Source organism: Agrobacterium sp. ES01, assembly GCF_050320885.1.
Taxonomy (GTDB): Bacteria; Pseudomonadota; Alphaproteobacteria; order Rhizobiales; family Rhizobiaceae; genus Allorhizobium.
Genome location: NZ_JBNQTH010000006.1, coordinates 103,576 through 118,825 on the forward strand (window position 1 = coordinate 103,576; position 15,250 = coordinate 118,825).

General features: G+C 57.9%; 16 protein-coding genes and 1 riboswitch. Of the genes, 7 read left to right on the forward strand and 9 right to left on the reverse strand.

The genetic code is table 11. The annotated features are described in order from the left end of the window. Positions 1-5: 5 nt before the first annotated feature. The 9 genes from ftsY to ACQQ2Q_RS17560 all read right to left on the reverse strand — a co-directional run bounded on the left by ftsY (position 6) and on the right by ACQQ2Q_RS17560 (position 9,458). On the reverse strand, positions 6-1,385 hold the full coding sequence (gene ftsY / locus ACQQ2Q_RS17520) for a signal recognition particle-docking protein FtsY (protein WP_428188414.1): 1,380 nt from the start codon (positions 1,383-1,385) through the stop codon (positions 6-8). A gap of 19 nt (positions 1,386-1,404) precedes the next feature. Further along, positions 1,405-2,688 (reverse strand): tRNA (N(6)-L-threonylcarbamoyladenosine(37)-C(2))-methylthiotransferase MtaB, encoded by a 1,284-nt coding sequence (mtaB, locus tag ACQQ2Q_RS17525; protein ID WP_428188415.1) that lies wholly within the window; start codon positions 2,686-2,688, stop codon positions 1,405-1,407. Between the two features lie 2 nt (positions 2,689-2,690). Beyond that, a complete protein-coding gene (gene dapF / locus ACQQ2Q_RS17530) occupies positions 2,691-3,596 on the reverse strand; it encodes a diaminopimelate epimerase (protein ID WP_428188416.1) in 906 nt (301 codons plus the stop codon). Between the two features lie 148 nt (positions 3,597-3,744). Next, positions 3,745-4,356 carry a thiamine phosphate synthase gene (locus tag ACQQ2Q_RS17535; RefSeq protein WP_428188417.1) on the reverse strand — a complete coding sequence of 204 codons (612 nt, stop codon included), beginning with the start codon at positions 4,354-4,356 and terminating at the stop codon, positions 3,745-3,747. Beyond that, the gene (locus tag ACQQ2Q_RS17540; RefSeq protein ID WP_428188418.1) at positions 4,353-5,129 is read right to left on the reverse strand and encodes a thiazole synthase; all 777 of its coding nucleotides are present in this window, start codon (positions 5,127-5,129) and stop codon (positions 4,353-4,355) included. Before ACQQ2Q_RS17540 ends, ACQQ2Q_RS17535 begins: the two co-directional genes overlap by 4 nt. A 2-nt stretch (positions 5,130-5,131) precedes the next feature. Next, positions 5,132-5,329, reverse strand: coding sequence for a sulfur carrier protein ThiS (thiS, locus tag ACQQ2Q_RS17545; RefSeq protein ID WP_428188419.1), 198 nt, complete (start codon positions 5,327-5,329; stop codon positions 5,132-5,134). After that, entirely contained in the window at positions 5,326-6,309 is a 984-nt protein-coding gene (gene thiO, locus ACQQ2Q_RS17550; RefSeq protein WP_428188420.1) for a glycine oxidase ThiO, read from the reverse strand. The genes thiS and thiO overlap by 4 nt, the downstream gene beginning before the upstream one ends. A 73-nt stretch (positions 6,310-6,382) precedes the next feature. Then, on the reverse strand, positions 6,383-8,200 hold the full coding sequence (gene thiC / locus ACQQ2Q_RS17555; RefSeq protein WP_428188421.1) for a phosphomethylpyrimidine synthase ThiC: 1,818 nt from the start codon (positions 8,198-8,200) through the stop codon (positions 6,383-6,385). A 92-nt stretch (positions 8,201-8,292) separates the two neighbouring features. Further along, a riboswitch (TPP riboswitch) is annotated at positions 8,293-8,414 on the reverse strand. Positions 8,415-8,453: 39 nt separating this feature from the next. After that, positions 8,454-9,458, reverse strand: coding sequence for an MBL fold metallo-hydrolase (locus ACQQ2Q_RS17560; RefSeq protein ID WP_428188422.1), 1,005 nt, complete (start codon positions 9,456-9,458; stop codon positions 8,454-8,456). A gap of 323 nt (positions 9,459-9,781) precedes the next feature. Between ACQQ2Q_RS17560 and ffh the strand changes: the two genes are divergently transcribed. The 7 genes from ffh to ACQQ2Q_RS17595 all read left to right on the forward strand — a co-directional run bounded on the left by ffh (position 9,782) and on the right by ACQQ2Q_RS17595 (position 15,229). Continuing rightward, positions 9,782-11,338, forward strand: a complete 1,557-nt coding sequence (gene ffh, locus ACQQ2Q_RS17565) for a signal recognition particle protein (RefSeq protein WP_428188423.1) — start codon at positions 9,782-9,784, stop codon at positions 11,336-11,338. A gap of 12 nt (positions 11,339-11,350) precedes the next feature. Then, a complete protein-coding gene (locus ACQQ2Q_RS17570) occupies positions 11,351-11,659 on the forward strand; it encodes a chorismate mutase (protein ID WP_428188424.1) in 309 nt (102 codons plus the stop codon). Between the two features lie 47 nt (positions 11,660-11,706). Then, a complete protein-coding gene (gene rpsP / locus ACQQ2Q_RS17575) occupies positions 11,707-12,090 on the forward strand; it encodes a 30S ribosomal protein S16 (protein ID WP_428188425.1) in 384 nt (127 codons plus the stop codon). Positions 12,091-12,216: 126 nt separating this feature from the next. Further along, a complete protein-coding gene (rimM, locus tag ACQQ2Q_RS17580; protein WP_428188426.1) occupies positions 12,217-12,792 on the forward strand; it encodes a ribosome maturation factor RimM in 576 nt (191 codons plus the stop codon). Between the two features lie 10 nt (positions 12,793-12,802). Then, a complete protein-coding gene (gene trmD / locus ACQQ2Q_RS17585; RefSeq protein WP_428188427.1) occupies positions 12,803-13,501 on the forward strand; it encodes a tRNA (guanosine(37)-N1)-methyltransferase TrmD in 699 nt (232 codons plus the stop codon). A 256-nt stretch (positions 13,502-13,757) separates the two neighbouring features. Next, positions 13,758-14,300, forward strand: a complete 543-nt coding sequence (gene rplS / locus ACQQ2Q_RS17590; RefSeq protein WP_428188428.1) for a 50S ribosomal protein L19 — start codon at positions 13,758-13,760, stop codon at positions 14,298-14,300. Positions 14,301-14,431: 131 nt separating this feature from the next. After that, a complete protein-coding gene (locus ACQQ2Q_RS17595; RefSeq protein ID WP_428188429.1) occupies positions 14,432-15,229 on the forward strand; it encodes a transporter substrate-binding domain-containing protein in 798 nt (265 codons plus the stop codon). Positions 15,230-15,250: the final 21 nt, after the last annotated feature.

Here is a 15,250-nt window from a genome sequence, read left to right on the forward strand (position 1 = left end):
GACATTTATCCCTGATGTGCGTGGCCGGCGATTGCGTTGGCGAAATCCTCGGCCTCGAAAGGTTCGAGGTCCTCAACGCCTTCACCGACGCCAATGAAATAGACAGGCAGCTTGTGTTTGGCGGCTATGCCGACAAGGATGCCGCCGCGGGCCGTGCCATCCAATTTTGTCATAATCAGGCCGTTAACGCCGGCAATGTTGCGGAAAATCTCGACCTGGTTCAATGCATTCTGCCCGGTGGTGGCATCCAGTGTCTGCAATACCGTGTGCGGCGCGTCCGGATCGAGCTTGCCGAGAACCCTTACAATCTTCTCGAGCTCGGCCATCAGCTCGGCCTTGTTCTGCAGTCGGCCAGCGGTATCGATGATCAGGACGTCTGATTTTTCGGCGCGCGCCTGCTCGAATGCGTCATAGGCAAGGCCTGCTGCATCAGCACCGATCTTGCTGCCAATGAAGGTCGATCCCGTTCTGTCGGCCCAGATCTTGAGCTGTTCGATCGCGGCTGCACGGAAGGTATCGCCAGCGGCGAGCATGACCTTCAATCCTGATCCGGACAGCTTGGCGGCAAGCTTGCCGATCGTCGTGGTCTTGCCGGTGCCGTTGACACCGACCACGAGGATGACATGCGGTTTGTGGCTGAGGTCGAGCGCAAGCGGCTTTGCGACGGGCTTGAGAACCTTGGTGATCTCGGCTGCCATGATGCGGCTCACGTCTTCACCGGTCACATCCTTGCCATAGCGTTCGGCGGAGAGCGTGTCTGTTATCCGCAGCGCCGTTTCGACTCCAAGATCTGCCTGGATCAAAAGATCCTCCAGATCCTGAAGCGTGTCGTCATCAAGCTTGCGCTTGGTAAAGAGGGCGGCGATCTGACCTGACAGTTGCGATGAGGTGCGGAAAAGTCCCTGGCGAAGACGCTGGAACCAGGTCAGTCTGACAGTCGGTGCTTCTGGCGATGGGTCCGGAACGAGTGAACCGGTAGAGAAACCCTTGGGAAGCGAAATCGCGCCGTTGGCATTTTGCTGAAGTTCGCCATGGCTCAGATCGACTGGCTGCTCCGGCTGCGGGTGGAATTCGTCTACCGCTGGGGATTCCGAGGTGCTGTCGGCGTCAGAGTTTTTGTTCTGCGTGATGTCCCGTTCGGCAAAATCAGGCTCCGCAGCAGGTTCTGCCGCGGCCTCAACCTCGTCCGGTGCCGGCCCGCCGGCCGTTTCGATTTCCTCTGGCGCTACGGGATCCGCCGCAACCGGGATCTCTTGCAAAGCCGATGCGGTTTCCGCCTCCTCGACGAGATTTTCCATATGCTCGGCATCGGACACCTGCGCCTCTTCAGTAGCGGGTTTGTCCTTGCCGAACGTGAACACTTTCTTGATGAAGCCGAGAGCCATTTTTTTGTCCGTTTGAAAATCAGGCTGCCGAACGGCCTACCAGTTGCATTTCAAGATGACGGTCATTGTGACCGGTGATGGTGACGGCCACAAGGTCCCCAGGTGTCAGGCCAGGGGTTGCTACGGCCGTGAAGTCTTCGGTGTGACCCACACCGCCATTTTCGACCAATACCTTATGCCGGCTACCCACTTGAGCATTCAAATGTCGCAGCCGAAGTCTGTCTGCTGTTTGCCTCAGACGCGCGGCACGCTCCTTGATCAGACGACGATCGAGTTGGGGCATGCGCGCCGCTGGGGTACCCGGACGCGGGCTATATGGGAAGACATGAAGATTGGAGATGCCGATCTCCTCCGCCAGGCTTTCCGCATTGGCAAACATCTCTTCGGATTCCGTAGGAAAGCCAGCGATCATATCGGCACCGAAACTCATGGATGGGCGCAATTGTTTCACGTGCGACACAAATTCAAGAGCGTCCTGCCGGCTGTGGCGACGCTTCATGCGTTTCAAAAGCAGATCGTCTCCGTGCTGCAGCGACAGGTGCAAATGCGGCATGAAGCGGGATTCATCGGCGATCAGATCGAGAAGGTCAGTGTCGACCTCAATGCTGTCGATCGATGACAATCGCAACCGCTCGATCTCCGGTACCAGTCGTAGAAGCGTTTTCGCCAATTTGCCGAGGCTTGGCTGGCCGGGAAGATCAGCGCCATAGCTGGTTGCATCGACGCCGGTCAGAACGACCTCCCGATAGCCGGATTCAACAAGTTGCCGCGCTTGATCGACCACTGCGCCCATGGGAACCGAGCGCGAATTGCCGCGACCGTAGGGAATGATGCAAAACGTACAGCGATGGTCGCAGCCGTTCTGCACCTGGATGAAACCGCGCACATGGCCGTCGAGATGGGCGATCATCTGCGGCGCGGTTTCCGTGACGCTCATGATGTCGTTGACGCGCAGCTTCTCTTCAGCCGCGATGCCGAAATCTGGAAGCGATTGATAGCTTTCGCTTTTCAGCTTCTCTTCATTGCCAAGCACCAGATCCACTTCAGGCATTGCTGCAAAGACGGAAGCTTCGGTTTGGGCGGCACAGCCGGTCACGACAATGCGGGCTTCCGGATTGTTGCGACGCGCCCGACGTATGGCCTGGCGGGCCTGGCGGACCGCTTCACTGGTGACCGCGCAGGTATTGAAAAGGATGGCATTGTGAAGGCCGGCCTGCTCAGCCTCAACCTTCATCACCTCGGACTCGTAGGTATTCAACCGGCAGCCGAAGGTGACGACATCGATGCCAGCTTTCGTGTCCATCGTCACTTGGCCGAAACTCCGGCTTCTGCTTCCCGCTCAAAGGCACCTGTCGACGGATCAAGCTGACCTGACCATTCCCATTCAGCCGGGCCTGTCATGATGACCTTGCCATCGCCTTCTCTCCACTCGATCACGAGTGGCTGGCGGATCGGGCTGGAAGCAACATCAATCGTCACATTGCGCCCTGTACGCTCCGTGCGTGCAGCAGATACTGCGGCGGCACAGGCGGCAGATCCGCAGGCAAGCGTCAATCCGGCACCACGCTCCCATGTGCGTGTTCTGAGCGAAGATGGTCCCGTCACCTGCGCCAATGTAATGTTGGCCTTTTCCGGGAAGATCGGATGGTTTTCTAGAAGCGGTCCGAAACGTTCCAGATCGTAGCTCATGGGATCGCCGTCGACCCAGAAGATCGCATGCGGGTTGCCCATGGACATAGCAGAGGGCGAATGCAGGATTGGCGCGTCGATCGGCCCGATTTGCAGTTCTATGCGGCTTGTGTCGTAAAATTCTTCCTCAAGCGGGATGCGGTCCCATTCGAAGACCGGACGTCCCATATCGACCGAGATCAGTCCATCGTCATGCTCAATCGCACCTAGGATTCCAGCAACCGTCTGAAATGTGAAGGACTTGCGCCCCGTTTCGGCTGCAAGTGCCTGCACGACGCAGCGGGTGCCGTTACCGCAGGCCTGCGCCTTTGTGCCATCGCAATTGAGAATGTCGATCCATGCATCCGTTCCGTCCGTCACGGCGTCGTGGATGGCCATGATCTGGTCGAACGTGGTCTCGGCATTGGCCGCAAGGGCGATTGCGGCTTCTGCAGTCACATGATCCTTGCGGCCGCGCATGTCGACAACCAGGATCTTGTTGCCAAGCCCGTTCATCTTTGCGAATTCGACCATTGCGACCATGACATTTTCATTCCGTTTGGGGTTCTTGCGTGTATATGGCGGAATTGACCGTGAATTGCCAGTGTCTAAGGCAGTTTCGATACGCATACCGGATGTCAGTTTGTCTCGGTTTACGGCGACTTTTCCACGCTATCCGATGTCGCCAGCTTTACAGGCGCCTCCATTGCTCGGTTGCTTGCAGCCATTGACACGTGCGTGTCTCCGGATCGTCGTTCAAGGTAATGTCGGTCACCACTGCAGCAGTGTCGGCACCGGCATGCAATACGAGAGGCGCGCGCTCCGAGGTGACACCGCCGATGGCGACCAGGGGAATGTTGCCTATCCGTGCCTTCCAGTCGGTTACGCGCTCAACCCCTTGAGGCGCCCATTTCATCTGTTTCAGGATTGTTGGCCAGACGGGGCCGAGCGCAACATAGTCGGGATTGACGGCAAGCGCCGTGTCGAGTTCAGCATCGTCGTGGGTTGACACACCGAGCTTCAACCCGGCCCTATGAATGGCACCCAGATCCGCTTCGACCATATCTTCCTGACCGAGATGGACAAAATCACAGTCCTCCTCAATCGCGATCTGCCAGTGGTCATTGATGATTAGCTGGCATTCATGGGCTTTGCAGATGCGCCTTGACCTTCGAACATGATGCCTGAGCATCGTGTCATCGATGTTCTTCATCCTGAGTTGCACGAGTTTCACCCCAAGGGGGACCAGACGCTCGATCCAGTCGGCGCTATCGACGATCAGATAGAAGGGATCGAGCTTCATGCGAAAACGCCTTTGCCGATGACGGGTGTGGAGGGCACAGCCATGTCGCGCGGTTCCAGCGGGCCTGCCAGATAGGCGATGCGGCCGGCAGTGATCGCGGAGCCGAAGGCTTGCGCCATCGATGCCGGATCGCCGGCCCCGGATACGGCGGTGTTCAGCAGAACAGCATCATAGCCGAGTTCCATGACCTGCAGTGCATGGGAGGGGCGTCCTATGCCGGCATCGACGATCAATGGGATATCGGCAAATTCGGCCCGCATTGCTTTCAAACCCACCATGTTTTGCGGCCCCATGGCAGAGCCGATCGGTGCGCACCAGGGCATCAGCACCTTGCATCCGGCATCGAGCAGCTTTTCGCCAACCACAAGATCGTCGGTTGTGTAGGGGAAGACGTTGAAGCCATCTTCTGAGAGAATGCGGGCAGCCTCTACCAGAGCAAAAACATCAGGTTGCAGCGTATCCTGATGGCCGATCACCTCAAGCTTGACCCAGTTTGTGCCAAAGACCTCACGGGCCATCCTTGCTGTCAGTATGGCCTCGGAAACGGAGTGGCAGCCGGCCGTATTGGGCAGAACCCGAACCCCGAGTGCCCGGATCAGATCGAAGAACTCGCCACCCGACTTGCCGCCTGCTGTTTCCCGGCGAAGCGAGACGGTGACAATTTCAGTTCCGGAGCATCTGACGGCCTGCTCAAGGACTGTTGGCGACGGATAGCGCGCCGTGCCAAGCAGAAGACGCGATTGAAGCGCGACATCGTATAGGATCAGCGTCATCGTCAGCCTCCCTGCTTGGGGCTCAGGATTTCGATCCGGTCGCCCTCGTCGAGGCGATGGACGGCGCGATCCTCACGATGAACGAGGTTGCCATTGACGGCGGTCGCCAGCCAATCACCCTCGTAGTCGAGGGCTGTCATGAGATCGAGAAGCGTTACAGCTTCGATTGTAACGGGTTCGCCATTTACGATCAGTGTCATGCTGTCAGCCTTTCTTTTCTGCGCGTCGGGTGCGAAAGTCGGTCTGCAGCTGCGACCGCGAGTGCTGGAGAAAGCAGGAAACCGTGGCGGTAAAGCCCGGCAAGGGCAAAGCCGTCCGGCGTCTCTTCAATGCGTGGAATGTTATCGGCAAAGGCGGGTCGAATGCCGGTGCCGGTCTCAATGATGCGAGCCTCTCCAAAAGAGGGATGAAGCGCGTAAGCCGCGTTCAAAAGCTCCATCATTGAACGCGCGGTTATCGGGCCATCGTCGGCAGCTTCGATCATGGTGGCGCCCAGCATGAAGCGATGTTTCTCGCGGGGCACCAGATAGACCGGGTGGCGCGGATAAAGGAGGCGCACCGGGCGCGATAACGTGATGTCTGGTGTGTCGAGATAGAGCATCTCGCCGCGCACACCGCGCAGGCTGTTGGCGGGGCCAATGGCGGCTGGTCCGGTGCAGTCAACGATGGTGTCGAAACAGCCGGTGTCCTTTGCTTTTGCACCCAAATGAAAGGTGACGCCGCTTGCTTGCAAAGACCGATGGAGACCGGCCAGGGCTGCTCGTGGATCAAGATGCGCTTCCTCGGGGAAAAAGAGAGCTTTGGAAAAGCGGCCGGCCAAGCAGGGTTCCAGCGCCGCGATCTCCTCTGCGTCCAGCCAGCGAAAGCCGCGCGTACGGCCGGCAAATCGCTTCAGTTCTTCTCTATCGCGGGGTGGAGCGACGACGAGAGTTCCATTCTTCTTCACCGAGCCTGGAAGTGCCGCCTCCCACCAGTCGGCTGCCGAAAGGCCAAGTTCAAGAATGCACTCTTCCGCCGCCTCACGCTCGCAATACGGAGCCAACATGCCGCCCGCATAATGCGACGCGCCATGGCCTATGACAGAGCGGGTTTCACTGACCTCAACCTTGATGCCGCGACGCGTGAGTTCGAAGGCAGCCGTGAGGCCTGCAACGCCTGCGCCTTTGATCAGAACAGCCATGGACGCGACTCCGTGACTGAAGCCTGCTCTGGGTGATGAGCCGGCTTGCCCGATTGTCGATCGTGAAAGCGGCTCATTGCTTTCCCCCTTCGACCGGCATGTAGAGATCGCCGCCCGCACGGTATTTCTCGGCCATGGCGGCCATTCCTTCTTTCTGGGCCTCGGCGCGGATGTCGTGGGAGATGCGCATGGAACAGAATTTGGGGCCGCACATGGAGCAGAATTGCGCTGTCTTGTGCGCCTCTTTTGGCAGGGTCTCGTCATGCAGCGCACGAGCCGTTTCCGGGTCGAGCGAGAGGTTGAACTGATCTTCCCAGCGAAACTCGAAGCGGGCGCGGGACAGCGCATCGTCGCGGGCCTGTGCTGTCGGATGGCCCTTGGCGAGGTCTGCGGCGTGGGCCGCGATCTTGTAGGTAATGACGCCGGTCTTCACGTCGTTGCGGTCTGGCAGGCCCAGATGTTCCTTCGGCGTGACGTAGCAGAGCATGGCCGTGCCAAACCAGCCGATCATGGCGGCGCCGATGCCGGAGGTAATGTGGTCGTAACCGGGGGCAATGTCGGTGGTCAGTGGCCCCAGGGTGTAAAAGGGGGCCTCGCCGCAAACAGCGAGCTGCTTGTCCATATTGGCCTTGATTTTGTGCATTGGCACATGGCCTGGGCCCTCGATCATCACCTGGCAGTCCTTTGCCCATGCGATCCGGGTAAGCTCGCCCAGCGTCTCCAATTCGGCAAACTGGGCGGCATCATTGGCATCGGCAATCGAACCGGGGCGTAAGCCATCGCCGAGTGAGAAAGACACGTCGTAGGCGCGGCAGATGTCGCAGATCTCCTCGAAATGCTCGTAGAGAAAACTCTCCTTGTGGTGATGCAAACACCACTTGGCCATGATCGAGCCGCCGCGACTGACGATACCTGTGACCCGGTCGACGGTCAGATGGATATAGGAGAGCCTGACACCGGCGTGGATGGTGAAATAGTCGACGCCCTGCTCGGCCTGCTCGATCAGCGTATCGCGATAGACTTCCCAGGTGAGGTCCTCGGCAATTCCATTCACCTTTTCCAGTGCCTGATAGAGCGGCACGGTGCCGATCGGTACGGGTGAATTGCGGATGATCCATTCGCGGATATTGTGGATGTTGCGGCCTGTGGAGAGATCCATCACCGTATCGGCACCCCAGCGGGTGGCCCAAACCATTTTGTCCACCTCCTCTGCCATGGAGGAGGTGACTGCGGAGTTGCCAATATTGGCGTTGATCTTGACCAGGAAGTTGCGGCCGATGATCATCGGCTCGGCTTCGGGATGGTTGATGTTGGCTGGGATAATCGCCCGCCCCCGGGCGATCTCCTCGCGCACGAAGTCCGGCGTTATGACATCCGGGATCGCCGCGCCGAAGTCTTCTCCATCGCGTGTTCGCATTTCCTTCACGGCCTTGCGGCCAAGATTCTCGCGGATCGCCACGAATTCCATCTCTGGCGTGATAATGCCGGCGCGGGCATAGGCAAGCTGGGTGACAGCCTGCCCGGCGAGCGCTTTTCGGGGTGTCGGCAAGGCAGGAAATTGCGGGGTCAGTTTCTCACCCGAGACAAATCCGTTGTCTTCGGGTTTCACCGAGCGACCGTCATAGGCTTGCGTATCGGCGCGCGCTGATATCCACGCCTCTCGCAGGCGGGGCAAGCCCTGTTCAATGTTTATGGTGTTGCCAGGGTCTGTGTAGGGACCAGAAGAATCATAGACTGTGACCGGTGGTTCGCCAGCGGTCGGGTGGACGCTGATCTGGCGCATGGGAACGCGGATATCGGTATGGACCTCGCCTGTGACATGGATTTTTGTCGATGCCGGCAGCGGACCAGTGGTGACTTCGGGTGTTGGAATTTTCGAGGCAATGTTCATCGTGAGGCTCCAAGTATTCGGTTTGGAGACCCAGTCATGTCAGCCGGAATGATGAAAAGACGCCACAAGCCCCAAAATATTCGGGCCTTGATTGCACAGCGCTCGCACCGTCCCTACGCCAGTATGAACTGGATCAGGTTCAACGGGTCACCGCGCTGTTTATGCAAACCTAGCGGAATCTCAGCCCCTTGTCGGGACACCCCTGGTGAATGGCTTCAAGGTTCTTCCGCGAATGACGATTTGTCAATGCCGTTTAGGGCATGGGCACGTCGAACACCTCGCCGGCATGAAGCGGGCGGAAGCGGGATGCCGCTATGTCCCTTTCTGCTAAGGCCTGGCTCAGCGCGGTGACGGGCGCGTCTATGGCCTCGTCGGTCAGCTGGAATGTGCCGAAGTGGTGACCTGCCACATGGGCTGCATTGCAAAGCGCCATACCGTCCACGGCTTCTTGCGGACTTTGATGCTGACCCTTCATGAACCAGCGCGGTTCATAGGCGCCAATCGGTAAATTGGCGAGACGGAAACCACCGTGTTTTTCCCGGGCTGCTCGATAGTTTATGCCGTCGTGAAAACCGGTATCACCGACATGATAGATTTTGCCGAATGGCGTTGAAATCACGAATGCGGCCCAGAGTGCCATACGTCTGTCGGTCACCCCGCGGGCTGACCAGTGATGGCAAGGTTCTGCATCAATCGTTACGCCGTCCCAATAGGATAGCTGCTCTCCCCAATCCATGGTCGAGACCTTGGCGTCGGGAATGGATTTGTGGATGACCGTGTCATTGCCAAGCGGCGTGATGATGTGGGCACCGTGCTCGGCATAGAGGCGTTTCAACGTCGAGATGTCGAGATGGTCATAGTGATTATGTGTCACGAGCACCACGTCGATATCCGGAAGATCATTGAAGGCGATCCCCGGCTTGGCCACCCTTTTCGGCCCGGCAAAACTCAAGGGGCTTGCGCGATCAGACCAGAGGGGATCTGTCAGAATGTTGAGGCCTGCGACCTGAATGAGCAGAGAGGCATGGCCGATCATCGTGACGCGAAGCCCATCGCCCGTGATGCGCTGTGTCGGTTTTGTCGGTGCAAAGGGGCTGGGGGCCGACTTTGGCCATTTCGCCCGTTCACCTTTGAACTTCCACTTTAACAGATCGCGCAGGCCTGCCGGTTTGATGCCGCCAGGGTTGAAAAAGCGAACGCCGTCGAAATGCTTGGAGGGCGGACCATCATAATAGGGGTTGGGCAGCTTCTTTGGCATTCTTCCCTCCTCGCAACGAAACCGTGTCCAGTGTTACCTAAGCTTCATAACGTCAATTGAAAGACGCTGACCTTAAAGCAAAAGGCCCCGCAGTCTTGACTTTATGATGGATTTCCTGTTTATCGCGCCGAAATCAGCGACAAGAGCAGACTCTTGAGCCGCCGACCGGGACCCCTAACAGGTATAAACAGATCCCGGAGGTCAACACCCGACAGCGCGATGCGCCCTCGGGTGCTTTTTGGCTTTGCGTCTTGTTTTTGCCGCCGAAAGAACCAACGTTGCGGGCGAAGCTATAGCCAACTCGAAACGACAAGGAAGAGCCGATGTTTGAAAACCTCCAGGACCGCCTTGGATCCATTCTAAATGGACTGACGGGCCGTGGCGCACTGTCGGAGGCGGATGTTTCCGCTGCCCTGCGCGAGGTGCGTCGTGCGCTTCTCGAAGCCGACGTCGCGCTGGAAGTGGTGCGCGAATTCACCGAGAAGGTGCGCGAAAAAGCCGTTGGCGCCGCCGTTGTGAAGTCGATCAAGCCTGGCCAGATGGTCGTGAAGATCGTTCACGATGAGCTGGTAGACATGCTGGGTGCCGAAGGCGTCACCATTGATCTTCATGCAGCAGCACCGGTCGTCTTGATGATGGTCGGTCTGCAGGGCTCGGGTAAGACAACAACCACCGGCAAGATTGCCAAGCGGCTGACGGATCGGGACCGCAAGAAAGTTCTGATGGCTTCGCTCGATACGCGCCGTCCGGCCGCGCAGGAGCAGCTTCGCCAGATTGGCGAACAGATCAAGATCGATGTCTTGCCGATCATTGCCGGCCAGTCGCCGACAGATATCGCGGCACGCGCGGTTCAGGCGGCAAAGCTTGGCGGCCACGATGTCGTGATCCTCGATACGGCTGGTCGTACGCATATCGACGAACCCTTGATGGTCGAGATGTCCGACATCAAGAAGAAGTCCAATCCGCATGAAATCCTGCTGGTCGCGGATGCGCTGACCGGTCAGGATGCTGTCAATCTGGCTCGCAATTTCGATGAGCGCGTTGGCATTACCGGCCTTGTTCTGACCCGTATGGACGGTGACGGTCGTGGCGGTGCGGCACTTTCGATGCGTGCGGTAACCGGCAAACCGATCAAGCTGATCGGTGTTGGTGAAAAGATGACGGAACTCGAGGAGTTTCATCCTCGCCGTATCGCCGACCGCATTCTCGGTATGGGCGACATCGTTTCGCTGGTCGAGCGAGCATCGGAAACGATCGATGCCGAAAAAGCCAAGGTCATGGCCGAGAAAATGGCCAAGGGCAAGTTCGACCTGAACGACCTCGCCGATCAGCTCAAGCAGATGCAGAACATGGGCGGCATGGGGGGCATCATGGGCATGATGCCTGGTATGGCCGGCATGAAGGACAAGATGGCTGCCGCTGGCATGGACGACAAGATGTTCGCCCGTCAGTTGGCGATCATCTCTTCCATGACAAAGGCCGAGCGCGCCAACCCCGATCTGCTCAAGCACAGCCGCAAGAAGCGTATAGCTGCGGGCTCCGGCACTGACGCTGCTGCCATCAACAAGCTGCTCAAGATGCACCGCCAGATGGCCGATATGATGAAAGCCATGGGCGGCAAAGGCAAAGGCGGCGGCATGATGAAGCAGATGATGGGCGGTCTTGCCGGCAAGATGGGCCTCGGCGGAATGGGCGGTGGAATGCCGGACCTTTCCAAGATGGATCCCAAGCAGATGGAACAACTGGCCAAGCAGGCCGATGCCATGGGTCTTGGTAAAGGCGGTGGCCTGCCAGGCATGGGTGGCGGAGGATTGCCTGGCCTTGGCGGTCCGAAACTGCCAGGTCTTGGTGGCCTTCCCGGATTGCCCAAGAAGAAGTGATGAGGAACCAGCATGATTGATCCCGCCATCAAGGAGCAGCTCGCCGGTTACCGCCAGTCGATCGACAATATCGACGCAGCGCTTGTCCATATGCTGGCTGAACGCTTTCGCTGCACCAAGGCAGTGGGTGTTTTGAAAGCACAACATGAATTGCCGCCGGCAGATCCGGCGCGCGAAGAATACCAGATCACCCGGCTGCGCGAACTCGCTCACGATGCCCAGCTTGATCCGGATTTTGCGGAGAAGTTCCTGAATTTCATTATCAAGGAAGTGATCCGTCACCATGAAGCCATTGCTGCCGAGCACGGCAGCGCAACCTAAATGCCGTTTGAAACAAACGGTCCAAGAAAGCCTGAAGGAGTAAACACATGGCCCTGAAAATTCGTCTTGCACGCGGCGGTTCCAAGAAGCGTCCTTATTACCAGATCGTTGTTGCCGACGCTCGCAGCCCACGCGACGGTCGTTTCCTGGAGAAGGTCGGTTCCTGGAACCCGATGCTGGCCAAGGACAACGAAAAGCGCGTTGAACTGAACGCCGAGCGCATCCAGGAATGGGTTGCCAAGGGCGCCCAGCCGACAGACCGCGTTCTGCGCTTCATGGCTGAAGCTGGCCTCGCGAGCCGCGACGCTCGCGTCAACCCTGAAAAGGCAAAGCCTGGCAAGAAGGCTGTCGAGCGCACCAAGGAAAAGGAAATGAAGGCCGCTGAAGCTGCAGAAGCCGCGGCTGCTGCAAGCGAAGCTGCTGCCGAGTAATTTTCTGCCGATATGCATGATTTTACGGCCGGCATGCTCTCATGCCGGCCGTTTTCCGTTTCCCTTCGCTGGTGACATTCACTAAAAGAGACCACATGAAATGAACTCGAAACAGATCTGCGGCTGATGGCAAAACTCGAAAATCCTGTTCTCATGGCGACCATCGGATCCGCACAGGGCCTGAGAGGCGAAGTGCGGGTGAAATCCTTTGCTGCCGACCCGACGGCACTTGGCGATTACGGCAATCTTCACGCCAAGGACGGTCGCGTCTTCGAGATTCTGGAAATTCGCGAAGCCAAGACGGTCGTGGTTGTCCGCTTTCGTGGCGTCAACGATCGCAATGCCGCGGAAGCCTTGAACGGGCTTGAGCTTTATATTGAACGCGACGCCCTGCCGGATGACGAGTTGGACGAAGACGAGTTCTACTATGCCGATCTTGAGGGGTTGCAGGTGTTCGACGCGGAAGGTGCTCATTATGGCGCCGTGAGCGGAGTCTATGATTTTGGCGCCGGTGACCTGCTCGAATTGAAAGGGCCGGGCAAGCGCCCCGTGCTTATTCCCTTCTCCGAGGCTGCGGTGATCGAAGTCGATATGGACGGCGGACGTATTATCGTTGATCCCATCGCTGCGGGACTGAAGGATGATGGCGATATATTGCCGCTCGGCCGCAGCGGAAAGCCACCCTCTGACAAGCGCGGATGAGCCGCAAATTATGACCTTCAAAGCAACGGTGCTTACCCTTTATCCGGATATGTTTCCCGGGCATCTCGGCCATTCCCTTGCCGGCAAGGCATTGGCGCGCGAGGACTGGTCGCTGGATACGGTTCAGATCCGGGATTTTGCCACCGGCAAGCATCGCAATGTTGACGACACACCGGCCGGTGGCGGAGCCGGCATGGTGCTAAAACCCGATGTTCTGGCTGCTGCAATCGATTCGACCGGGACCGATACGAGACCGCGGCTTCTGATGAGCCCACGCGGCAGACCGCTCACGCAAAAGCGTGTGCGCGAGATTGCCGCTGGCGAAGGTGTCGTGATCGTCTGTGGCCGGTTTGAAGGTGTCGACCAGCGCGTGATCGAGGCGCGCAACCTCGAGGAAGTCTCGATCGGCGATTACATCTTGTCCGGTGGAGAGCCTGCGGCTTTGACACTGCTGGACGCTGTCGTGCGCATTCTGCCGGGCGTCATGGGAAATGATCAGTCGGGTGTCAGCGAAAGCTTTGAAGGCGGTCTTCTGGAGTATCCGCAGTATACCCGTCCGGCGGAATTCGAAGGTCTTCCCATTCCCCCTGTTCTGATGTCCGGAAATCATGGCGCCATCGATAAATGGCGTCACGAAGAAGCCCTCAAACTGACGCGTGAGCGGCGCCCCGACATTCTCGACGACCAAGGATCTGACGGCTCAAACTGACCTCTCGCGGTCCATTTGTCGCCTTTGTTGGTTTTTCTTACCGCCAAGGGATGAGATCGCCTCCAAAATAGCGGTTTTGGGGGTGACAAACAGATGGCGGTGGTGTAATGCCCCACGCGGAAATGGGCTTAGTCCCGTCTACCAGCAAACAAAGAGCACGCGCACCGCTCCTGCCTATCAAGGCTAAGTCCGGAGGAAATCCGATGGACCATTGTTGAGCGCTCTGGCTGTTTCAGAAGAATCGAAGGTTAGACATATGAACATCATTCAACAGTTGGAAGCCGAACAGGCCGCCAAGATCGAAGAAAAGCGCAAGCTTCCTGAATTCTCCGCAGGCGACACCGTTCGTGTCAACGTCCGCGTGACAGAAGGTACACGTACTCGTGTGCAGGCCTATGAAGGCGTTTGCATTGCACGTTCGGGTGGCGGCATCAACCAGAGCTTCACCGTTCGCAAGATTTCCTATGGCGAAGGCGTAGAGCGCGTATTCCCGGTTTATTCTCCGCTGGTTGAAGGCGTTGAAATCGTTCGTCGTGGTAAGGTTCGTCGCGCCAAGCTGTACTACCTGCGCGATCGTCGCGGCAAGTCTGCTCGTATTATCGAAGACACCGGTACCCGCGCCCGCAAGCTGAACGATGAAGAGCGCGCAGCTGTCGTTGCCGAAAAGGCCCGTATCGAAGCTGAAAAGGTTGCAGCCGCCCAGGCACTTGCAGCTGAAAAGGCTGCAGCAGAAGCCGCAGAAGCAAAGGCAGCAGCGGATGCCGCTGCAGCAGCCGAGGCTGAAGGTTCTGCGGAATAAGAATTTCCTTTATCGGGATATCGATCAAGGCGACCTTCGGGTCGCCTTTTTCATTTGGGCTTGCTCGCCTTGCTTGCAACTCTTCCTCAAATTGTGACACTCTGGCCAAGCCACATTTTCAGGAGTTTCCCATGCCGTCCAGACGCGCGCTTCTTGCCGGGCTCACAGCCCTTATTCTCGCACCTGCTGCTGTCCATGCTGCCGACCTGCCGGATCTCGGCGGAAAATCAGTCGTGGTGGTTACCGAGAATGCCTATCCTCCACTGCAGTTCGTCGACCCCAAATCCGGTGCCGCGATTGGCTGGGAATATGACGCCATGGCGGAAATTGCCAAGCGATTGAATTTCAAGGTCGAGTATCAGAACACGTCATGGGACGCGATGATCCAGGCAGTGTCTGATGGGCAGTATGATATCGGCATGACCGGCATCACCATCACCGATGAGCGCAAGGCAAAAGTTGATTTCTCAGAACCCTATATGCGGTCTGAGCAGTTCATGCTGGTGCGTGGCGATGAGGATCGATTTACCGATGCTGCAGGCTTTGGCGGCAACAAGGAACTTCTGATCGGCGCGCAGCCGGGAACCACACCCTTCTACACAGCCGTCTACAGCGTTCTGGATGGCGATGAGGCCAATCCGCGCATCAAGTTGTTTGAAACCTTCGGCGCTACAGTACAGGCCCTGAAGGCTGGCGATGTCGATATGGTTCTGACCGATGGCACTGCCGGCAAGGGCTATGTCGATTCCTCAGACGGCGGGCTGAAACTGGTCGGTGGGCCTTTGGGTTCGGAAGACTTCGGCTTCATCTTCCCCAAGGGCTCCGCGCTTGTTGCACCGGTCAATGCCGCGATAGAGGCGCTCAAGACAGACGGAACACTCGACGCTTTGAACAAGAAGTGGTTCCTCGATTACAAGATGGGCGAATGAATTTGAAAGCCTTCAAGGCCA